At 55.2% G+C, this 21512-nt stretch carries 22 protein-coding genes; 8 read left to right on the plus strand and 14 right to left on the minus strand.

Annotation, left to right across the window (positions count from 1 at the left end; translation table 11 throughout):
* Window positions 1–12: 12 nt before the first annotated feature.
* Window positions 13–1380 carry a CoA transferase gene (locus tag ACPUC7_RS20325; protein WP_494924255.1) on the plus strand — a complete coding sequence of 456 codons (1368 nt, stop codon included), beginning with the start codon at window positions 13–15 and terminating at the stop codon, window positions 1378–1380.
* Here ACPUC7_RS20325 and ACPUC7_RS20330 read toward each other — a convergent pair.
* From ACPUC7_RS20330 to ghrA, 3 genes are read right to left on the minus strand one after another with little or no spacing between them, the layout of a single operon-like run.
* The gene (locus ACPUC7_RS20330; RefSeq protein WP_343553154.1) at window positions 1377–1937 is read right to left on the minus strand and encodes a TorD/DmsD family molecular chaperone; all 561 of its coding nucleotides are present in this window, start codon (window positions 1935–1937) and stop codon (window positions 1377–1379) included. The genes ACPUC7_RS20325 and ACPUC7_RS20330 overlap by 4 nt on opposite strands.
* Before the next feature lie 27 nt (window positions 1938–1964).
* A complete protein-coding gene (locus ACPUC7_RS20335) occupies window positions 1965–2702 on the minus strand; it encodes a phosphatase (RefSeq protein WP_494924256.1) in 738 nt (245 codons plus the stop codon).
* A 24-nt stretch (window positions 2703–2726) separates the two neighbouring features.
* A complete protein-coding gene (gene ghrA, locus ACPUC7_RS20340) occupies window positions 2727–3665 on the minus strand; it encodes a glyoxylate/hydroxypyruvate reductase GhrA (protein ID WP_494924257.1) in 939 nt (312 codons plus the stop codon).
* Between the two features lie 208 nt (window positions 3666–3873).
* Between ghrA and treA the strand changes: the two genes are divergently transcribed.
* Together treA and ACPUC7_RS20350 are read left to right on the plus strand one after the other, a co-directional pair.
* Entirely contained in the window at window positions 3874–5547 is a 1674-nt protein-coding gene (gene treA / locus ACPUC7_RS20345; RefSeq protein ID WP_494924258.1) for an alpha,alpha-trehalase TreA, read from the plus strand.
* Between the two features lie 208 nt (window positions 5548–5755).
* Window positions 5756–7855 (plus strand): TonB-dependent siderophore receptor, encoded by a 2100-nt coding sequence (locus tag ACPUC7_RS20350; protein WP_494924259.1) that lies wholly within the window; start codon window positions 5756–5758, stop codon window positions 7853–7855.
* A 61-nt stretch (window positions 7856–7916) separates the two neighbouring features.
* Here the strand turns inward: ACPUC7_RS20350 and ACPUC7_RS20355 are convergent, their stop codons facing one another.
* The gene (locus ACPUC7_RS20355) at window positions 7917–8165 is read right to left on the minus strand and encodes a GlsB/YeaQ/YmgE family stress response membrane protein (RefSeq protein WP_343553159.1); all 249 of its coding nucleotides are present in this window, start codon (window positions 8163–8165) and stop codon (window positions 7917–7919) included.
* A 186-nt stretch (window positions 8166–8351) separates the two neighbouring features.
* On the opposite strand from ACPUC7_RS20355, the gene ACPUC7_RS20360 reads away from it, so the two are divergent.
* Window positions 8352–9086, plus strand: coding sequence for a flagellar brake protein (locus ACPUC7_RS20360; RefSeq protein WP_343553160.1), 735 nt, complete (start codon window positions 8352–8354; stop codon window positions 9084–9086).
* A gap of 172 nt (window positions 9087–9258) precedes the next feature.
* Here the strand turns inward: ACPUC7_RS20360 and ACPUC7_RS20365 are convergent, their stop codons facing one another.
* The 7 genes from ACPUC7_RS20365 to ACPUC7_RS20395 form a co-directional block, all read right to left on the minus strand.
* Window positions 9259–10746, minus strand: coding sequence for an FGGY family carbohydrate kinase (locus ACPUC7_RS20365; protein WP_494924260.1), 1488 nt, complete (start codon window positions 10744–10746; stop codon window positions 9259–9261).
* A gap of 2 nt (window positions 10747–10748) precedes the next feature.
* Window positions 10749–11693: a transketolase family protein gene (locus ACPUC7_RS20370; protein WP_494924261.1), complete on the minus strand. Its 945-nt coding sequence runs from the start codon at window positions 11691–11693 to the stop codon at window positions 10749–10751.
* Window positions 11686–12516: a transketolase gene (locus ACPUC7_RS20375; RefSeq protein ID WP_494924262.1), complete on the minus strand. Its 831-nt coding sequence runs from the start codon at window positions 12514–12516 to the stop codon at window positions 11686–11688. Before ACPUC7_RS20375 ends, ACPUC7_RS20370 begins: the two co-directional genes overlap by 8 nt.
* A gap of 88 nt (window positions 12517–12604) precedes the next feature.
* Window positions 12605–13702, minus strand: a complete 1098-nt coding sequence (locus tag ACPUC7_RS20380) for an ABC transporter permease (protein WP_494924263.1) — start codon at window positions 13700–13702, stop codon at window positions 12605–12607.
* A 1-nt stretch (window position 13703) separates the two neighbouring features.
* A complete protein-coding gene (locus ACPUC7_RS20385) occupies window positions 13704–15218 on the minus strand; it encodes a sugar ABC transporter ATP-binding protein (protein WP_494924305.1) in 1515 nt (504 codons plus the stop codon).
* Complete coding sequence (locus tag ACPUC7_RS20390) at window positions 15218–15829, minus strand: DUF2291 family protein (protein ID WP_494924264.1); 612 nt, start codon at window positions 15827–15829, stop codon at window positions 15218–15220. The genes ACPUC7_RS20385 and ACPUC7_RS20390 overlap by 1 nt, the downstream gene beginning before the upstream one ends.
* A 13-nt stretch (window positions 15830–15842) precedes the next feature.
* A complete protein-coding gene (locus ACPUC7_RS20395) occupies window positions 15843–16784 on the minus strand; it encodes a D-ribose ABC transporter substrate-binding protein (RefSeq protein WP_343553166.1) in 942 nt (313 codons plus the stop codon).
* Between the two features lie 183 nt (window positions 16785–16967).
* Here ACPUC7_RS20395 and ACPUC7_RS20400 point away from each other — a divergent pair, with 183 nt between their 5' ends.
* Entirely contained in the window at window positions 16968–17918 is a 951-nt protein-coding gene (locus ACPUC7_RS20400) for a sugar-binding transcriptional regulator (RefSeq protein ID WP_494924265.1), read from the plus strand.
* Between the two features lie 50 nt (window positions 17919–17968).
* Here the strand turns inward: ACPUC7_RS20400 and emtA are convergent, their stop codons facing one another.
* Complete coding sequence (gene emtA / locus ACPUC7_RS20405; RefSeq protein WP_343553168.1) at window positions 17969–18598, minus strand: membrane-bound lytic murein transglycosylase EmtA; 630 nt, start codon at window positions 18596–18598, stop codon at window positions 17969–17971.
* A 163-nt stretch (window positions 18599–18761) separates the two neighbouring features.
* On the opposite strand from emtA, the gene ldcA reads away from it, so the two are divergent.
* Both ldcA and ACPUC7_RS20415 read left to right on the plus strand, forming a co-directional pair.
* Window positions 18762–19685, plus strand: a complete 924-nt coding sequence (ldcA, locus tag ACPUC7_RS20410) for a muramoyltetrapeptide carboxypeptidase (protein WP_494924266.1) — start codon at window positions 18762–18764, stop codon at window positions 19683–19685.
* Window positions 19686–19708: 23 nt separating this feature from the next.
* A complete protein-coding gene (locus ACPUC7_RS20415; protein WP_494924267.1) occupies window positions 19709–20377 on the plus strand; it encodes an MBL fold metallo-hydrolase in 669 nt (222 codons plus the stop codon).
* Between the two features lie 54 nt (window positions 20378–20431).
* On the opposite strand, the gene ACPUC7_RS20420 is transcribed toward ACPUC7_RS20415, so the two are convergent.
* The gene (locus tag ACPUC7_RS20420; RefSeq protein WP_343553171.1) at window positions 20432–20653 is read right to left on the minus strand and encodes a YgdI/YgdR family lipoprotein; all 222 of its coding nucleotides are present in this window, start codon (window positions 20651–20653) and stop codon (window positions 20432–20434) included.
* 137 nt (window positions 20654–20790) lie between these two features.
* Window positions 20791–20970, minus strand: coding sequence for a hypothetical protein (locus ACPUC7_RS20425; protein WP_494924268.1), 180 nt, complete (start codon window positions 20968–20970; stop codon window positions 20791–20793).
* 199 nt (window positions 20971–21169) lie between these two features.
* On the opposite strand from ACPUC7_RS20425, the gene ACPUC7_RS20430 reads away from it, so the two are divergent.
* Window positions 21170–21499, plus strand: coding sequence for a hypothetical protein (locus ACPUC7_RS20430; protein WP_343553173.1), 330 nt, complete (start codon window positions 21170–21172; stop codon window positions 21497–21499).
* Window positions 21500–21512: the final 13 nt, after the last annotated feature.

Raw genomic sequence — 21512 nt, forward strand, 5'->3', positions numbered from 1 at the left:
CGGAGACTCAACATGGACTCTCAATGTGCTGCCGTACTCTGGCAGCAAATGTGGCAAGGATTGCGTGGCACGGACCCGCTTCCCACGCTGACTTTTCTTGAACCCGATACCTTCTCATCTGCCTTTGCCGTCAGCGAATTGGCGGCCACCAGCATTGGCCTCGCAAGCCAAGCGTTGAGCGATTTGCTCGGCCACGCCACGCCGGTGAGTGTTAATGTGCGACTGGCTTCACGCTGGTTTCAACACAGCGTCATACCGCTGAATCGTCCGCCCGCCGCCTTGTGGGATCCGTTTGCCGGCGATTATGCCTGCGCCGATGGCTGGATTCGCTTGCACACCAATGCCGCTCACCACCGCGCGGCAATGGAAAGCGTGCTCGGACAACATGCCGATCGCGTGGCGCTGGCGCAAACCGTTGCAGGTTGGCCTGCCGCTAAACTGGAACAAGCAGTGATCGATGCAGGCGGATGCGCCGCACAAATGCGCAGCGAAGCGCAATGGTTACAGCATCCGCAAGGTTTGGCGTTACAACAGGAAGCGCTGATTGACCAGCAGGCTAACGGTGAAGCACCTGCCCCCAACTGGCCAATGCCCACGGCGCGCCCGCTGCTCGGCGTGCGCGTGCTGGATTTGACGCGCATTATCGCTGGGCCAGTTGCGACACGTTTTCTCGCCAGCCTTGGCGCGCAAGTGTTGCGCATCGATCCGCCGGATTGGCAAGAGCCGACGCTGGAAGAGGAGATCACCTACGGTAAACGCTGTGCGCGCTTGGATCTCAAAACTGCCGCCGGTCGTGAACAGTTGCGTGAGTTATTGCAACACAGCGATGTGCTGGTGCACGGTTATCGCGCTGATGCATTGGACAAACTGGGGCTGGATGCCGACACACGCCGCAAACTGGCGCCGGGTTTGGTGGATGTCAGTTTGAATGCGTGGGGCTGGCACGGACCGTGGCGCAATCGCCGTGGCTTTGACAGTTTGGTGCAAATGGGTTGTGGCATTGCTGAACAAGGGATGCGCTGGAGCGGCAAGGCACAGCCGACGCCGCTGCCGGTACAAGCGCTCGATCACGCCACTGGCTATATGATGGCGGCATCGGTGCTGGAAGGCTTGCGTCAGCGTTTAATCAATGGCGTCGGCTGGCAAGCACGCTTGTCATTGGCGCGCACCGCGCGGCTGTTACAGCAATATGGTGCCGCACCCGCCAACAGCCAAAGCGGCATTCACGCTGAGCGTGATGATGTGCTGAGTGAACTGGAAATCAATCCCTGGGGCATTGCGCAGAGGTTGCGTGCCGCAGCGTATCTGACCGGCACGCCAATGATCTGCGCGACCTCCGGCGTTAAGCTCGGTAGCCACGCAGCACGTTGGCAAGATTAAGCGTCGTCGCCCGCTTCTTCATTCAACTCATCGTACATCGCCTGAATCGCTTCACGGCTCAGTGCGGCCAGCGTGCGGTAAAACGCCGTGGTCGCGTGCGCTTCCACTTTGCCAAGGAACGCGCCGCACCACGGCAACAGGAACTCATCGAACAGCGCCAGTTGCGCCGCTGATTCATCTTCCGCCGACTGGTCTTCCAGCCATGATGCCGCCAACAGCAATACGCCAAAGTGATCGGCTGGCGCTTCGCTCAACGGCATGCCGCGCTCACTGAGGAACGCACGTACTTCCGCTTCCTGCGGGCCATTTGGCCACTGCGATGCATAAGGCGGTACGCTGCATTCGCTGCCAACAAACAGTGCGTTGTAGTCGGCGGCCAGCGCCTGCGGATCGCTATTCTGCTGCAAGCGCGTCAACAGTTCGTCCTGCTCCAGCGGCCACTGTGATTGCAACTTGCCTTCACGCAGCAGAGTGAACAGCGGCACCAGCAGCGGATCTTGCGGCTGGCGATTGAACAACGAGCCGATGACGCGGCAGAGGATGGAAAACTCATTCATGCAACAGAATTCCTTGTAGCAATTACGTTAAAAATCAGCAAATTCAGGGATGTGCTTGCCGGTGCGCGCTTCGAGGAAATCGAGCAGGCGACGCGGCGTGACATTTAACACGCGATCTTCCGGAAAATCCACTTCGCGGGTGATACGAATGCAATGTTCGAAATGCCCTAGCGTGAAGGCGGTGTGCGAATCGGAGCCAAATGCCAATTTACCACCGGCATCACGCACCGCTTCGGCAATCGCACGGCAGTTCGGTTCACTGCCCGGACGCGAATGGGTGAACGAGGAGTTATTGATCTCCAGCGCCACATCGTAATGCGCGGCGGCTTCAGCAATCGCGCGGATATCTACCGGGAATTTCGGATTGCCCGGATGGCTAATGATGTGGACCAATCCGCCCGCCATCGCCGCAATCATCGCTTCGGTGTGATGCGCTTTATCACGCGGCGCATAAACTGGCTCGTGGAAGCCGGCCACGATCAAATCCAGCGCATCCAGCATTGGACCGCTGCAATCAATCTCGCCCTGCTGATTTTTGATGTTGGCTTCGATGCCACGCAGCACGCCGACGCCATCAATCACGCGCGGCCAGATGCGCATATTGACGAAGTGCCAGTAGTGAGGTGCATCGGCCATATCCGGGCCGTGATCGGTAATCGCAAACAGTTTCAAACCGTTCTGTTTCGCCTGCACCACGTAATCGTGCAAGGTGCTGTAAGCGTGGGTACTGGCAACGGTGTGCATATGTAAATCAACCGGATACATCTTTATCTCCTGTCGCAAAATGAATTAATAACCGCGCTGGCGATCGACCAAGCCGTTCGGCTGTTGCCCTGTTTCCAAAGCAAGTATGGCAGCCGAAATGTAATCCATCGCCTCGCCCGGCAAGGTCATGGCAGCAGTATGTGGCGTAATTGTGACATGTGGATGAGACCACAGCGGATGATCGTGCGGTAACGGCTCGGTTTGGAACACGTCTAACGCCGCTGCCGCCAGTTGGCCGCTGTTGAGCGCCGCCAGCAGATCCGCTTCCACCACGTGCGCGCCGCGCGCCAGATTGAGGAAATAGGCACCGCGCGGCAACGCGTTTAACAGGCGGCTATCGATGAGGTTAGTGGTTTCCGGCGTGGTGGGCAGCAAATCGATCAGCACTTGCGTGCCATCGAGAAACGCGTTGAGTTGCTCGCGCCCGTGGAAACTTTGCACGCCATCCATCTGCTTTGGCGAACGACTCCAACTACGCAGCGGAAATCCCCACTGCCGCAAACTTTCCAGCACGCTGCGACCTAACACGCCCGCACCAAGCACACCAATGGTGAAGTTTTCACGATTCAGTGCGGGGAGTTCTTGCCACGTTGCCTGCTGCTGCAATTGGCGATATTCGGCAAAACGGCGGAACCAGCCCAACACGCACCAGTTGGCATACTCCTGCATCTGGCGCGCCATGCCGGTATCTTCCAAACGGAATAATGGGATGTGCTGATGCAACATCTGCGGGTTATCGCGCAGTTGTTTGAGGATCTCATCAACGCCTGCGCCCATGGCAAACACGCCCTTTAGCTGGCGCCCCGCCAACATCTCAACCGGCGGTGAACGCACCACCGCGTAATCGGCCGGCGCGTTATCGCCTGGCTGCCACAAGCGCACCTTGGCTTGTGGCAAACGCTGACGCAATCCTTCCAGCCAGCCCTGCGGCGCCAGCGACGGGTGATACCAAATAATCTCCATACGGCTCTCCTTTTTTTTGCTTCAGCCTCAGGCAAATGGCGTTGCAGGGCAAGCAAAAAACATTGCGCTAATACAATTTCTCGCGTGATTAATTCCGGGCGCTTCACATTTCCGCCGCTGTGTGCGGCTAAGCGATGCGATAGCGACTAAAGTTGACTGAGTGGTCAATGCGTTAGCACACCACCTTTTCGGACAAGGAGAAAAACCGATGATAAAAACTGCCGTATTGACGCCTGCGCGTCTCACTGTGTTACTGAGCGCCGCGCTGTTTGCCAGCACCGTTCAGGCCGACGATAACAGCCGCATGCTGAGCAATCAGCCGCAGCCACCTGATGTACGTCTGGGACCGTTATTCAATGCGGTGCAGCAGGCTAAGTTTTATCCGGATCAAAAAACCTTTGCCGATGCGGTGCCTAAATATAATCCGTCCTCGATTTTGGCGGATTGGCAGATGCAAAAAGGCCAACGTAATTTCGACCTCAAACACTTCGTTGATAGTAATTTCACGCTGCCAAAAGAGCAGGACAAATATGTGCCACCGACCGGGCAAAGCCTGCGCGAGCACATTAACGGCTTGTGGCCAGTGTTAACCCGCACCGCGCAAAGCGCCAGCCAGTACGATTCATTGCTGCCACTGCCAAAACCTTACGTGGTGCCGGGCGGACGTTTCCGCGAAGTCTATTACTGGGATAGTTATTTCACCATGCTCGGTTTGGCGGAGAGCAATCACTGGGATCGCGTGCAAGACATGGTGGATAACTTCGCCACCGAATTGGATAAATATGGCCACATTCCCAACGGCAACCGCAGCTATTATCTCAGCCGCTCGCAGCCGCCGTTCTTTAGCTTGATGGTGGATTTGCTGGCGACGCACAAAGGTGATGATGTTTACCGCCAATACTTGCCGCAATTGCAGAAAGAGTACGATTACTGGATGGCGGACAGCGACAAAGTGGCGGCCGGACAAGCCAGTAAGCGGGTGATTAAACTCAGCGACGGCACGCTGCTCAATCGCTATTGGGACGATCGCGATGCACCGCGTACCGAATCGTGGCTGGATGATATCAACACCGCCAACAAAGCGCCGGAGCGCAATAAGCAACAGGTGTATCGCGATCTGCGTGCCGGCGCGGCGTCGGGCTGGGATTTCAGCTCGCGCTGGTTTACCGATGCGCACAATCTGGCCTCAATCCGCACCACGCAGTTAGCGCCGGTTGATCTGAACAGCCTGCTGTTCCATCTCGAGCAAACGCTGTCTAAAGCCTCAAAACTGGCGAAGCAGGATGACAAGGCGCAACAGTTTGCCGCTGACGCCGAGAAACGTCAGGCGGCGATCAACCGTTATCTGTGGGATGACAAGCAAGGTTGGTACGCCGACTACGATTTCCAAAAAAAGCACGTTCATCCGCAGTTAACCGCCGCGACGCTGTTCCCGCTGTATATGCAAGTGGCGAGTGAAAAACAAGCCGATCGCACCGCCAAAGCGGTGGAGAAACAACTGCTGAAACCGGGCGGATTGGTGACCACTACGGTGAATAATGGTCAGCAATGGGATGCGCCGAATGGTTGGGCGCCGCTGCAATGGGTGGCGGTGGAAGGTCTGGAGCATTACAAACAACCGCAACTGGCGCAGCAAATTGGTCAGCGCTTCCTGCAAAACGTGCAGGCCACTTACGACAAGGAGCACAAACTGGTCGAGAAGTATGTGGTGGAAGGCGCGCAATTAGGCGGCGGTGGCGGCGGTGAATATCCGTTGCAGGATGGCTTTGGCTGGACCAACGGTGTGACGCTGAAGCTGTTGGATAAGTATTGCCCGAAAGATAAAACCTGTAATAGCGCCGGTGATATTCCGAATATGCCAGCGTTGAGTGCCGCGAAATAAGCGAGTTCCCTCACCTTGATGTAGTGGTCACCATAAATGGCGACCCTACGAATTCGATGTTTATCTGCAACAACGGTCGCCATTCCTGGCGACCGTTTTTCTCACACCCTTCATACAAAAAACTCACACCTTGTAACATTCCGCGCAAAAGATAATAATTCTCAATATTATACTGATAGCTATTCCCACTAAAATAACAGGAACCCTCATGACCTCGCTGTTTTCCCTTAATCGTGGGCGCGTGTTGTGCGCGCTGGCGTTGGCTTTACCTGCCGCGACTTTCGCTGAAGAGTCGATTGTGGTTAGCGCGCAGCCACAAGAGAGCGCCACCTCGCCAACGCAAGGTTATCTTGCGACCCACAGCAGCGGTGCCAGCAAAACCGATCAGCCGCTGATTACTACGCCGCAATCCATTTCGGTGGTGACGCGTCAGCAAATGGAAGATCAGGGCGCGCAGGATCTCAATCAGGCATTAGGTTATACGCCAGGTGTATTCACCAACTTTGGCGGTGCGGCGACACGCTACGACACCATCGCGTTGCGCGGTTTCCACGGGGGCGATGTTGATAACACCTTCCTTGATGGCCTGCGCGTAATGAGCGACGGCGGTAGCTTCAACATCCTGCAAGTGGAAAACTGGTTCCTCGATCGCGTTGATGTGATTAAAGGCCCCTCCTCCGCGCTGTATGGTCAAACCGTGCCAGGCGGCTTGGTGAATATGGTTAGCAAGCGGCCACAATTTGCCGAAGAAGGTCATTTCCGCCTGTCCACTGGCACCAACGCCACCAATAGCGCGGCTTTTGATTACACCAACGCGATTAACGATCAGTGGGCGTTTCGTCTCACCGGTATCACGCGCAACAGCGACACCCAATACGATCATACGCGCGAAGAAAAATACGCTATTTCGCCACAATTGATGTGGCAGCCGAGCGAAGATACCAGCTTGCTGCTGCGCGCCTACTTGCAAAAAGATCCGTCCGGCGGCTATCACGGTTCGGTACCGGCGGAAGGTACGCTTTACAGCCATAACGGCCGCAAGCTGAGCGATGGCTTCTATGAAGGTGACAGCGCGCTCGATCAGTTCAAACGCCACGAACAGATTTACAGCTATGATTTCACCCATCGCTTCAACGATGTGTGGTCGGTGCATTCCACCGGCAGTTACAGCCACTCCAATACCGCGCTGGATCAGGTGTATCAAATCGGTTGGAATACGGCGAATCCAGACCTGCTAAACCGCTACTTCTCCGGCGAGCGTTCATCGCTGACTTCATGGGCCAACGATAACCAACTGCAAGCCGATTTCGCCACCGGCGCGGTGCAGCATCGCGTGACGCTGGGCGCTGAATATCATCGCTACAAAAATGACATCACCGAGGCCAGCGGCTTAGCCAGTTCGCTCAATGCGTGGAACGGCGAAGAAGTTGGCACCATGCCGGATTTCGCCTGGACCGCGCAAACGCGCCGTTATTATCAAACCGGACTCTATTTGCAGGATGAATTGCAGTTGGATCGCTGGCATCTGGATCTGTCCGGCCGCTATGACCGCATCGTGTCAGAAAACGGCACCAGCCGTCGTCAGGATGATCACATCAGCGGACGCGCGGCGCTGCTGTATGCCTTTGATAATGGCATCTCGCCATACGTCAGCTGGAGCCAGGCGATTACGCCAGCTTCCTTAACCGCTCCTGATGGCAACCAGCTGAAACCCACCACTTCTGAACAGTATGAAGCCGGTGTCAAATACCAACCGGTTGGCACGCGCGATATGTACTCGATTGCGGTGTACGATTTGACTCAAGATGATGTCGCCAACCGCAATGTGCTGGATGGTACCTACACGCCATCGGGCAAAGTGCATTCGCAGGGCATTGAACTGGAAGCACGTAATCAGCTGACATCGCGCTTCAGCACCATCGCTGGCTATACGCTGAATCATCTGCGTTTCAAAGATTCGGTCGATGGCAACGACGGCCATACGCCTTACGTGACGCCGAACAGCATGGCCTCGTTGTGGGGACATTATCAGTTTGATTACGGCTTGAGTGCCGGTGCGGGTGTGCGTTACATCGGCAAGCAATGGGCGGATAACGAGAACACCACGCGTTTGCCATCGGTAACGCTGTTTGATGCCTCGGTACGCGCCGATTTGGGTGCATGGAATTCACAATTGAAAGGGGCGTGGTTGCAAGTCAATGCCAATAACCTGACCGATAAAAAGTATCTGGCGGCCTGCTACGGCACCGGATATTGCTATCGCGGCGCAGAACGTACGGTGATGGCCACCGTGGGATATGATTTTTAATCGCGCATAAAAAAGCCGCCATCTTTACAGATGGCGGCTCTCATTAAATCACTGCGCGCTGCTACGATTTAACTTTGCGATAAATCCACAGCACCACGATGGCACCAATAACCGCCACCACAAAGCTGCCAAAGTTGAAGCCATCAACTTTACCGAATCCAAACAGGGTACTGATCCAGCCGCCTACTACCGCACCGACGATACCTAACACTACGGTGATGATGAATCCGCCGCCATCTTTACCCGGCATAATCCATTTAGCGATAATCCCGGCAATCAGACCAAAAATAATCCATGAAAGAATACCCATGTACTGCTCCTTACGTTATTAATCAAGGTGTTCACCGCATCAAGTATAGCCGCAATATTTTGAACTGCATCGCAAGTTAGCATCTGAAAAAATGATTAGCAGGCTAAAGCTTATCGCGCTGACGCCGATAATTGACGGATAACATTGGCAGTCGTGAATTTAACACTCGGATAAGTGGAGCAGGACGTGGGAGAAGCCGATAAAGAACAATACCTCAAGCGCGGCACCTTAGCGGTTTTGGGCGTAATGAAAGATCTGTTGCGTTTTCAAACTCCGCTGATGGTGAATTTTTCGCGCGGCCAGTTTATCAGCCGTTTGTTGGCGTGTGATGAAGATCAGGTGATCTTCGATCTCGGCAGCAACGCGCAGGATAACGATTTAGCGCTGCAAGGGGGGGAAGTGAATATCGCCGCCGAAACCCATGGGGCAAAAGTCGAATTCGGTCTGGAAGGATTAACCCGCGTCGAATTCGAAGGATTGCCGGCGTTTGCCGCTTCGCTGCCACAACTGTTGTGGCAGATTCAGCGTCGCGAATTCTTCCGCGTTAATGCGCCGATTGATCCGGTGTTTTATTGCCACAGCCAATGGCCCGACGGCAGTACTGCTCGCTTTCGCTTACAGGATTTGTCGTTAGGTGGCGTGGGCGTACTGCTCGACGAGGCCTTGCCAGAAGGGTTGAATCGCGGTGATACCTTTAAAAAGCTGCGTGTTGATTTGGCCGAGTACGGTCATTTTGAAGTGACGGCGCAATTGCTGCACATCGGCGAACGCACCGTGGTTACCAGCAAGAGCGAAACCCGCGTCACGCCGCGTCTTAGCTTCCGTTTTACTGCCATCGAGCCGATTCAGGAACGCCAGTTGCAGCAGGTGATTTTTGCATTGGAGCGTTTGGCGCGCGATAAGGCGAACCGTTTTCAGTAAATTCAGATGCCTTGTAGGGTCGCCATTTATGGTGACCGTTAGTTTTATCGCTAGTCTATGTGCACCAAGTCACCATAAATGGTGACCTTACGGAGATTGAGCGCGATTGTCGTAGGGTGCGCATTGATGCGCACCTGGTTTAGCAGTCACCATAAATGGCGACCTTACGAGATCAGTGAGGTTGATAGCGGCAACGCGCTACCGCATCCAGCCAACCGTGATAATTCTCCTGCATACTGTGCGCGCGATCTTCGCGCGGCATAATCACACTGCCGCCCTGCAATGCCTGCATCTCACTGCCCTGCTGCCACCAACCTAACTGGCGACCCGCCAACAGCGCTGCCCCTAACGCGGAGACTTCCGGCGTCGGCACGCGTTTTAACGGCCGCTGCAACACATCGGCTTGCAACTGCATTAACCACGCATTTTCGGTGGCGCTGCCATCCACGCACAGCGCAGGCAGTTGCATGCCGCTGGCTTGTTCCATAGCAAAAAACACGTCGGCGATTTGGAAGGTGATCGATTCTAATGCCACACGCGCCAGCACCTCGGGCGTGGCCGCATCAGTCAGACCGCATACCATGCCGCGTGCTTTGAGATCCCACCACGGCGCGCCTAAACCCGAAAGCGCTGGCACAAAATAGATGCCCTGATTGTGATCGCTGCGCTGCGCCATGGCGGTCAGTTCGCGTGGGTCGCTGATGCCCAACATGCGTCCCAACCACGCCGCGCCGGAACCGGTGTGGGTGATATTGCCCTCGAAGGCAAAGCGCAACGTGCCGTCATGCCACGCCACGGTGGTGCTGAGGCCATTTTCGGTCAGTAGCGGCGTCGCCATTGACATCATCAGTGACGAACCGGTGCCGTATGTGGCTTTCACCACCTCTTCGCTGCCGCTGCGTTGGGCTTGCAGCGCGGCGTGCGAATCACCAATACGCGCCATAATCGGCGTGCCGGGCGCTAAACCGGGAATATCATGTAATGCCACCACGCCCTGCGTGCTGGCAGAAGGCACAATCTGTGGCAGCGCCGCGCGCGGGATGTGAAACAGCGTCAGCAGTTCGTCGTCCCAGTCGCCGCTATGCAGGTTGTACAGTTGCGTGCGGGCAGCATTGGCGTGATCGGTCACAAAACTTTCGCCGCCGCTTAATTGCCAACTCAGCCAGCAATCCACCGTGCCAATGCACAGCTCTCCCGCCTGGGCGCGCGCCAAACCATTCGGCAGCGAGGCCAGCATGCCGGTGAGTTTGCCCGCCGGGAACATCGGGTCAACCGCCAAGCCGGTTAACCCAGTAATGCGCGGCGCTTTGCCCGCCATACGCAAATCGCGACAAAACGCTTCCGAACGCCGATCCTGCCAGCTCACCAACGGGGTCAGCGGCTGGCCGTTCTGACGTTGCCAGATCAGCACCGATTCGCGCTGATTACTGATCGCCACCGCAGCAACCTGCGCGCCGCCGCACTGCGCCAAACAGCTGCTCACCGCCTGCTTTACCGCCTGCCAGATCGCCAGCGGATCTTGCTCTGCCAGGCCGGGCTGCGGATGCGCTAACGTCAGCGGCTGGCTGCCGCGCGCCACCACATTGCCATCACGATCCACCGCAATCGCCTTGGCGTTGGTGGTCCCTTCATCAATCGCCAGTATCAACGAACCTGCCATATTTACGCTCCTGCACAGATGCGTACTGCACTCTTCACCACGCTGGCCGCATCAATCCCATGACGGGCGCGCGTTGAGGCACGATCGCCGGCAATGGCGTATTCACCATCCGCAATACCCAAACGCAACAGCGGAATACCACAGCCGCCTTCCGCCAGCACTTCTGCCACCAGGCTGCCGACGCCGCCGTTGACGTTATGTTCTTCCACGGTAATCACCGCCGGATAATGATTTAACAGCTCTTGCAGCCGTTGGGTATCACAAGGTCGAATCGATGGAATGCTGATCACACCTGCTGTGATGCCTTGTTCATGCAGTTGCTCGGCGGCGTGAACGGCCTCGTGAACCGTTGAGCCCATCGCCACCAGCACAATGTCGTGGCCTTCACGTAGCACATCAATCTGGCCAGGACGGAATTGGTAGCTTTCATCGTGCAGCTGCGGCAGATCTTTGCCGTCCAGGCGGATATACACCGGGCCAACATGATCCAGCGCGTAATCAATGATTTGGCGGCACTCCAGCGGGCAAGACGGCGCATAGATTTCGATGTTGCCGAAACCGCGCATCACCGAAATATCGTCGATGCTGTGATGGGTGCTGGCGAGCGGGCCATAGCTGGCACCGGCATTCAGACCAAACAGTTTAACGTTGGTGTTGTTGTAGCAAACATCGACTTTTACCTGCTCATTAGCGCGGGAAATCAGGAACGGCGCGGCATTACAGGTGACCGCCACTTTGCCACCAATCGCCAGGCCGGCTGCGGTGCCGACCAGCGTTTGTTCGGCAATGCCGACGTTGATCAAGCGATCGGGGAACGCTTTGATGAACGGGGCGATTTTGGCGGTGGACGTGGAATCCGCCACTACCGGCACCAGATCGATGCCACGATTAACCGCATCGATAAAAGCTTCCACCATCACCGTTGCCAGGTGTTTTGCATTACTCATCTTTCAACTCCTCCAGTGCCAATTCGATTTCTTCCCCTTTCGGCACGCGGTGATGCCACTCTGGTTTGCCCTGAATAAAGGAGATGCCGAAGCCTTTTTCGGTGTGTGCCACAATCACCTGCGGCTTGCCGTTGCGCGGCAGGCTTTCAATCGCTTCAACCACCGATGCCATGTCGTTGCCGTTGCATTCGCTGACTTCCAAACCAAAGGCGCGCCATTTTTCCGGCAGCGGATCGGTGTTCATGATGTCGCGCGTGTGGCCCGCCAGTTGGAGCTTGTTCTTGTCGTTGATGATCACCAGGTTATCGAGGCCGTAATGCGCTGCCACCAGCGCTGCTTCCCAGTTGCTGCCTTCCGCCAATTCGCCGTCGCCGGTCACGACGAAAATGCGGCGATTGCTGTTATCTTTTTTCGCGGCCAAAGCGATGCCGACCGCCACAGGTAAACCGTGCCCCAGCGCGCCGGTATTCAGTTCTACGCCTGGCGTTTTCTGGCGCACCGGATGGCCCGGTAGATGCGAATCAGAATGCTGATAGGTTGGCAACCAGTCGGTTGGGAAATAACCCGCTTCCGCCAACACGCAGTAATAACCGCCCACCGCATGACCTTTGGACTGGATATAGATGTCACGTTGCGGATCGTTAGTGCGATCGGGCGCGCAATTCAGGATGCGAAAATAGAGCGCGGTGAGGATCTCCACCTGCGACAGATCGGCGCCGGTATGCCCACCCGCCGGACTGCCAGCGTTAAGCTGGATGATGCGGCGGCGCACGGCACGCGCTTTGGCTGTCAGATCCGCCACCGAGTATTTGAAAGGATTCATAGACACCTCTGAATTTTAAAGCACTAATGAATATTTATTCACGCTTGAGAAAAAAAGGTGCAGACAATCAGCGCCTGCACCCAACCGATTAACTTTTTGCTGTGTCTTCAATCAGCGCTTTCTGCGCCACTACCGCCGCCTTTTGCTGCATGCGGCTTTGCATTTGGTCGATGATCACCGCCACGATAATCACGATGCCTTTGATCACCATTTGCCAAAATTCGCTGACGCCCATCATGATCAAACCGTCGGCAAGGAAACCGATAACAAAGGCACCAATCAATGTGCCGAGAATGGTGCCGCGTCCACCGGCCAGCGAAGTACCGCCCAGCACCACTGCCGCAATCGCGTTCATTTCAAATGAAGTGCCGTTAGCCGGATGGCTCGCCACCAATTGTGAAGAGACCACGATGCCAGCAATCGCCGCGCAGAAACCGGAGATGGCGTACACCCAGATTTTCACTGACTTCACTTTCACGCCGGAGAGTTCCGCCGCACGTTCGTTGTCACCAATCGCATACACCTGACGACCAAACGGCAGGCGGCGCGCAACGTAGGCAATCACCAGCGCCAGCACCACCATCATCCAAATCGCCCACGGCAGACCGAGGAAGTAACCAGCACCAATTTTGTCGAAACCGGTATTGCCGAGCAGTTCGTTGCCCTGTAAGCCGGGGAACGTTTCACCGCCAGAGGTCAGCATCGCGGTGCCGCGCAGGATGTACATGGTGCCAAGCGTGCAGATGAAGGGTGCGACGTTATAGCGGGTGATGATCCAGCCGTTGACCGCACCAATCAGCCCACCAATCAGCAACACCACGGGCACAATCACCCACACGCTGGGGAAGATGGCGATGCCAAACATCGGCAGCACAATACCTTTGGTGATCAGCCAACCGGCGATCATGCCGCACAGACCGAGCGTGGCGCCGATCGACAGATCGATACCGGCAGTGATGATGACAAAGGTGATACCGAGCGCGAGGAAGGCGTTAATGGCGATGTGTTTCACCATGATCACCATGCTGCCAACCGCGAGGAAATCCGGCACCGTGATGGCAAAGAAGCCGACAATCAGGATCAGCGCAATAAAGGTGCGCAGTTTTAACAGCAACAGAATCAGGCTTTCACGCGAGTTAAAGGCTTTGCCTTGCGTTGCGAGCGCGAGCGCGCCGTGATTTTTCATATCAGAACCCTTGTGCGCTTGCTTTAACCAGCGCTGCCTCTTCCGCTTCTGCACGCGGGAGATCAGCCGTCAATTTGCCGCCGGACATCACGATGATGCGATCGGCAACCGCCATGATTTCTTTTAAATCCGAGGTGGAGAACACCACCGCAATCCCCTGCTCCGACAGCTTCACCATCATGCGGAACACTTCGCCTTTCGCGCCCACGTCGATGCCACGGCTCGGCTCATCCAGCAGCAGCAAACGCGGATTGGTCAGCAACGAACGGCCAATCACCACCTTTTGCTGATTGCCGCCGCTCAAGGCGCTGATGGCAACGTCTGGCGACGAGATTTTGATCGCCAGATTGCCCACCGTGCTCGCCACCACTTCGCGCTCGGCTTGTTCGGAGATCACCGTGCGATGGGAAAGACGCCGCCACAAACTGGCGATGGTGAGATTACTTGCCACCGAAGAGATGGGAAAAATGCCAGAACGTTTGCGATCTTCCGGCACCAAACTCATGCCCATACGAATGCGCTCCGCAGTCGGCAGACGCGTCGGCAGCGGTTTGCTGTCGAGCCACAGTTTGCCGAGATAGTTACGCTGGCTGCCAAGCAGGCACTCAAACAGTTCGGTACGCCCCGCGCCCATCAAGCCGTAAATGCCGACAATTTCACCGGATCGCACCTGGAAACTGACATCATCCACCAGCGTGTTGCCGTTGGGGCTAACGCAGGTGATGTGCTCGGCTTCCAGAATTGGCGCACCAAACTGGCGATTCGGCGGCAGGAAAGTGCTGATCGGCTCGCTACCGAGCATTTCACGTACAATCCACGGCACATCGATGTCGCTGACCTTGGCTTCGGCCTGAAAGCGCCCGTCGCGCAGAATGGTGATCACATCGCCAATCGCCATCAGCTCTTCCAGCCGATGTGAGATGTAGATGATAGAAACGTTCTGCCGTGTCAGTTCACGAATCACCCGGAACAGAATCTCCACTTCGGTTTTGCTCAGTGCCGAGGTCGGTTCATCCAGGATCAAAATGTCAGCATCCTCGGCCAGCGCTTTGGCGATCTCCACCAACTGTTGCTGACCGACTTTCAAGTTGCCGACTTTTTCATCCGGTGAAATCGGTTGATCGAGGCGCTGCATCAACCCCGCAGTGCGACGTTTTTGTTCTGCCTCATTGATCGGACGGATACCGCTTTGGATCTCACGACCGAGGAAAATGTTTTCCGCGACGCTGAGGTTTTCAAACAGATTTAGTTCCTGATGCACCATGCCAATGCCGTGGCGTGCGGCGTCACGCGTGCTGCTAAAGGCGACTTTCTGCCCATTCAGGAACATTTCGCCACTGCTCGGTTGCTGCACGCCCGCCAGAATCTTCATCAACGTCGATTTGCCCGCGCCGTTTTCGCCGATGATGACGTTGACCTTGCCGCGCCACACACGATAATCCACGCGATCCAGCGCTAAGGTGCCGGGGAACAACATCGACATCTGATTGGCTTGCAGGATAATGTCGTCGCTCATCATGGATTCCCCTGCTGTAGCTGAATGGCCACCACGTCATCCACCGTGCCTGCGCCCATGCTCACCGCTAACAGCGCGCTGACCGGTTTGCCGACCCAACTGGCATCCACCGCAGGCAACTGTTTCACCGCATGACGGTTCAACGCTTTGGTCAGCTGCGCGTACTGCACCTGATTGGTGAACTCTTCAAAGCGGAAACCGGCGGCATCACGAATCGCATTACCGCGCAGCACCGGACCGATCAATACTTTCACCGCTTTGCCGTTGATAGTGACGGTCAACGTGCGTTCACGATCGTTACTGTTATCAAATGCCGTTACCGTACCCGATGCACGCACAAACACACTTTCGCTGCCGCCCGCTTTGACGGTGTGGCTTTTGGTTTCCATATCGGCCCAACTCAGCGCCTTCTGCTCTGCCGGTTGTTGCACGCGGCTGGCCCAACTGGCTTCGGCGATCTGTTGCGGCGTTTGGTTGCTGTAACTCGGTTTTGCATTAGGATCTTTCGGCATGATGGGATTGCCGTTGGCATCGAGATCCACCACGGTGCAGGCGGCTAACAGCAACGTCAGCAGCGCGATACTCAGTTTGCCCGCCACTTTCCCCTTCATGCCGACCTCCATGTTATTGCGCCAGCTTGAAGGTTTTCAGCTTCGCCGCGTTGCTGTCGTCAATCAGCACGCAATCCATCAACTGCTTCTCTTCTTTCTGCGCTTTGCCGTTTTTCAGGTAGTAATCAACCTGTTCAACCGCCATCTGCGCCTGATCCCAACCCGGCTGCAATACCGTGGCCTTGATGTTGCCTTTATTGATGATGGAGTCGCGGGTGTAATCGCTGCCGTCGAAGCCGACCACAATCACGTTGGTTTTACCGGCCGCTTTTAACGCCGCTTCTGCACCCAGCGCCATGGTGTCGTTACCGGAGATCACACCGACGATGTTGGGATTTTTTTGCAGGATGGTTTCCATGCGGCTGAAGGCTTCGGTTTGGCTCCAGTTGGCACTTTGCTGCGCCACCATTTTCAGATCGGGATAATCATCCAATACATCGTGATAGCCCTGCGAACGTACGCCCGCATTGGTATCCGACTCTTTGCCCAGCAGCTCAACGTAATCCCCTTTACCGTTCAGCAGCTTGGCAAACTTCTCAGCCCCCAATTGCGCGCCTTGATAGTTGTTAGAAACGATCTGCGCCACCGCAATGCCGGTTTTGTTGATTTCACGGTCAATCAGGAAAGTAGGAATGCCGGCATCTTTGGCCTTTTGCACCGGTCCTACCGTGGCGTCGGCACCGGCGTTATCGAGGATGATGGCTTTGGCTTTACGCGCAATCGCGGTTTCGATCAGCTGGTTTTGCTTGTTCACGTCATCGTCGTGCGAGGCCACCAGCGTGGTGTAGCCGAGCGCTTTGGCCTTTTCCTGCGCACCATCGGCTTCCGCTTTAAAGAAAGGGTTGTCGTGCGATGGCGTGATGATCGCCAGCAAGCCTTTATCTGCCGCCATTGAGGCAGCCGACATCATCATGATTGAAGCCAGTAGGGTGACTTTAAGGACAGATGCTTTCATTTATTTTCTCCGCCTGAATATATATTCAATTGCGATTTTATATGCATAATGACTATGCGCTGGCTTTTCGAGCACGTCCAATGCCCGATCCCGAAAAAGCGAAAACGATCACAAAATGTTCTGCGTTGTTATTTATGACCGGCTGATTAACAATACCAGGCAGGTTAAGAGAGAGAAAAAACCATGGCAAAACAGGATGAACAGCGGCTGATGGTGAAAATCGCCACGCTTTATTATGTGGAAGGCAGGAAGCAATCCGACATTGCCCAGTTGCTGAAATTGTCGCAATCCTTTGTCTCGCGCATTCTCAATCGCAGCGTGAAAGAAGGTGTGGTGAAGATCAGCGTGGTGCCGCCCGCCAATGTGTTTCCTGAACTGGAAAAGGCCATTGAGCAGACGTATAACTTGCCGCAAGTGATTGTGGTGGATGTGCCGGAACAGGCTTCTGCGCTGCAAATTAAGCAATCCATTGGTTCTGCGGCGGCGCACTATCTGGAAACCCGCTTGCGTGCTGATGAACTGATCGGCATCTCTTCGTGGAGCGGCACCATCCGCGCGATGGTCGATGCGCTGCATCCGCTGAGCGCGCCGTGCAAAGGCGTGATTCAACTGCTGGGCGGCGTCGGCGCTAACGGCAACGTGCAGGCGACGATTCTGACGCAGAATCTGGCGGCGCTGCTGGATTGCCCGGCGTGGCTGCTGCCGTCGCAATCGATTGAACATTCGGTGCAGGATCGCCAGCGTTTATCAGTTAATCCGGATGTGGCGGTGGTACTGGAGAAGTTTGATCAGGTTGATTTGGCGATTGTCGGCATCGGCGATCTGGAGCCTTCCGCCCTGCTGCGTAATTCCGGCAACTATTACGACGGCGAGTTGCTACGCATGCTGGCTGAGCGTGGCGCGGTGGGCGATATTTGCCTGCACTATTTTGATGCCGATGGTCAGCCGGTGCTGAGCGCGGCGGAAGATCCGGTGATTGGTATGGAACTGGCGCAGGTGAAACGTTGTCCGCAGGTGGTAGCGTTGGCCGGAGGCGTAGAAAAAGCGCAGGCGATTCGTGGGGCGTTACGCGGCGGCTATGTGCAGGTGTTGATTGTCGATTATCCGACGGCGAGATTGTTGGTGGAAGGTTAGTGCATTGCGGTAGTTAACCAGGTCGCCATAAATGGCGACCCTACTGAATATCAGCCAATGGTGCGGTAGGCGGTAGTGACTTTCCACAAGTAGCGCGGAGCTTGTGCCGCCGGATGTTTGTTCTGCACGTGTTGATAAAACTCATCTGGCGACATGGCGTTAATCATCGCAATGGCGCGATCGCGATCGCGTGAGAAGGTGCGCAATAACGCGCCCGCGCCGTTGGCATACGACACAATGGTGGCGTAACGCAGCGTCAACGGATCGCGAATACCGGCTAACGCGGAATCTTGCAGAATCTTCAGATACGCGGCGCCAATATCAATATTTCTTGCCGGGTCGCGCAGTTCTGATGAGCTTGGCTGACCATGGCGGCCCTGCGTACGATAGACTTCGCGCCCTGCGGTTGACGCTTTAATCTGCATCAATCCGACCGCATTAGAACGGCTCACCACGGTAGGATTGCCCCCGGATTCGACACTAATAATGGCGCTGATTAACTTCTCATCAACGCCATAATGACTGGCGGCATCTTCGGTAAACATTGACCATGCATCATTCACTTTCGACGGCGGTGCCTGGGTTAATGGCGTATTTTTCTCGGGCATTACCGGTTTTTCTGGCTCGCTGGAACAACCAGCAAGCACCAGTGCAGACAGCATAAGTAGTCGAATTTTCACTGATTTTTGGTTCCGCAATAGGATTGGCGCAAGCTATCATACCTGGCGCAGCGCAATGCAAAATTACCGTTTATCCTAAATCGGTAAAAAACCTTGTGCAGTCGTGACATCAATAACGCATTTCGTCATCATCGGCAGGCCAATTTTTAGCAGGATGGAAGGTATGGTTACTCCTCGCACGCTACGTCTGATCGCCCCTTCGGGCTATTGTCACAATCAAGATGCCGCCCAACGCGCGGTGAACCGTTTACAAGCTGAAGGCCATCATCTGCAGAATCTCTCCGCGATTGAGCGTCGTTTTCAGCGCTTTGCCGGTGATGATGCGCAGCGGCTGGATGATGTAAATGGCTTGGCCGCGCTGGAATCGCTGCCCGATATCGTGCTGGCGGTGCGTGGCGGTTACGGTGCTTCGCGTTTGCTCGATAAGATCGATTACATCGGCTTGCAACGCGCGTTGCTCAATCAACCGCTGGCATTGTGCGGTCACAGCGATTTCACCGCCATTCAGTTAGCCTTGCTGGCGCAAATTGGCCTTACCACTTTTAGCGGTCCGATGTTAGCGGGGAATTTTGGTGCAGAGACATTATCTGAATTTACCTACTCTCACTTTTGGCAGGCACTAACTTCACCTACAGTCAAGATAGGTTGGCCTAGCGCCAGCCCCGATCAAGGCCGCTGGCAAGGTACGTTATGGGGCGGCAATCTGGCGATGATTTGCTCGCTGATTGGCACGCCGTGGATGCCGCAGATTGAAGGCGGAATTCTGGTGATCGAGGATGTGAATGAACATCCGTTCCGCATCGAGCGCATGCTAATTCAACTGCAGCAAAGTGGCATTTTGCCGCGCCAGCAGGCGATCATCACCGGTAGCTTTACCAGCACCTCGCTGACGGATTACGACAATGGTTTTGATTTTTCCACCGTTTGGCAGCGTATCCGTGATGAATGGCAGATTCCTGTCATCAGCGATTTGGCATTTGGTCACGGTGTCGATACCGTGACGTTGCCGCTCGGTGCCAGCAGCACCTTGCAGATTGAGAACGGAGAAGCACAGCTCGCCTTCACCGGCCATCCGACTTTGCGCTAACGTTTTGCCGCAGGAGACCGCCAATGAAGCCACTGTATGACGATTTGTGGATCTCCACGCCAGAATTCCCCGCCGAAGAGACGGCGAGTGATTTAATGATGCATGGGTTTATGCTGCGCCATCCGCGCGGCAACTTGCTGATTGGTCGCGTGGAGCATCCGCTCGACCATGAGTTTCTCGACGATGCCGGTGGCATTATCCGTCACTATTTTACCCATTGGCATGAAGCTGCGCCGGGCGCGCTGGCAATTCAGCAGCGTTTTAATAGCGCGCTTTATTGCCACAGCCGTTCGTTGGGGCCGGTGAGTTTGATTATCGAACCCGACGAAACCTTTACTCAGCAAGACACGCATTTCGGCGATTTCCATCTGCTACCGACACCGGGACACACGCCCGGCAGCAGCAGTTTTTTGTATCACTCGCCGCTCGGCCAAACCTACCTGTTTGTCGGCGATACCCTTACCCGTGATTACAATCGCTGGATCAGCGTGCTGATGCCGGAAAGTAATACTACAGAGTTACAGCAGTCGTTGGAGCTGTATCGTTCGTTGCGGCCGGATGTCGTGTTGATGAGCACCACGCGCGGTCATTTGTCGTGGGCGAAGGTGACTTTGCAAAGTTGGCTGGCGGCGATTGATGAAGCTGAGCAGTCACCGCTGGATCTGCGGCAAAGACAATTGATACCGAAATAAATTGCAGTCGGCCCGCTTAAGGCGGGCCGAAACGTCAAAGACAGAAACCTAGAATCAATTAATTGAATTCATATCTTTAATCTGATTGCGATTGATCTGCTGTTCCTTACCATCAATATCTTTGTAAGTAATCATGCCGGTATCGTCATCAACCTTCGGTTTGCCCTGCACCACAATGGTTTGACCATCGGTGGTGTGCAAGACGTGATCGGATGCGCAACCTGCCAGCAGTAGGCCAAGGCTAAAAGTTCCAACTAACAACAGTGTCTTTTTCATCTCATCCTCCTTTTGGATTCACAAACAGGTTTAGCACATCTGACCAGAAAGGAAACCAGGAGAAAGATTAATACCAGAGGACATTGCTGCTGCGTATTGATGTCAGCAGCAATGTTTGCACGATGGGATGCGGGGAATTACTCGGCAGCCACTTGCGCGGCAACCAGCATTAATGCCAAACCGGCCTCTTCGCTGGAATATCCCTGCATCACTTCCTGGATGGCCGCTACACAGTTCATGACCTGCTGTTTTTTGTCGGCTTCTAATTTATCGATCGCGTGCTGAAGAATCATTAAACTCGCTTCTTCTTCTTTCATTAATATGCCCTTGTTTTGCTTACCCGGTGCGCAACGCTGGCAAGAATACCGTTTATCTGCTAGTTAAGTCACCCCTTTACATTCCTTCCGCTTAACGATTATACAAATGACAAATGGGAAGCGGCGTCAGACCTGCTATGATCCAATTATCAGTACGCATTGGCGTGCCATTGCAAACCAGGGAATGAGGCAGGTACTCATGTGGCGAATTACGGTTGTACTCACCTTTTTACTTTTGGCTGGCTGTAGTTCTGCGCCAAAGGGTGTCGATTGTCCCGGCGAAGTCTCGACCATTTATGGTCAGTCGATGGGCAATACGCAAGCGCGTATTTTTGATTTGGTGAGCGCATTTGCCGTCACGCGTGATGGCGTGAAAGTGGAGAGTGGCCCTTTGCACTCCACCGATCGCTTCCAATATGTGCCATCGGCGATTACCGCTGAAGGGTTCTACGCACAACGCCTGTCGGACAAACAGTTCCGCCTGATCAATCCTTATCAGAACACCATGATTACCTGGACCTGCCCTTAAGCCGTGCGTCGCG

Source organism: Pantoea sp. CFCC18179 (assembly GCF_059412405.1).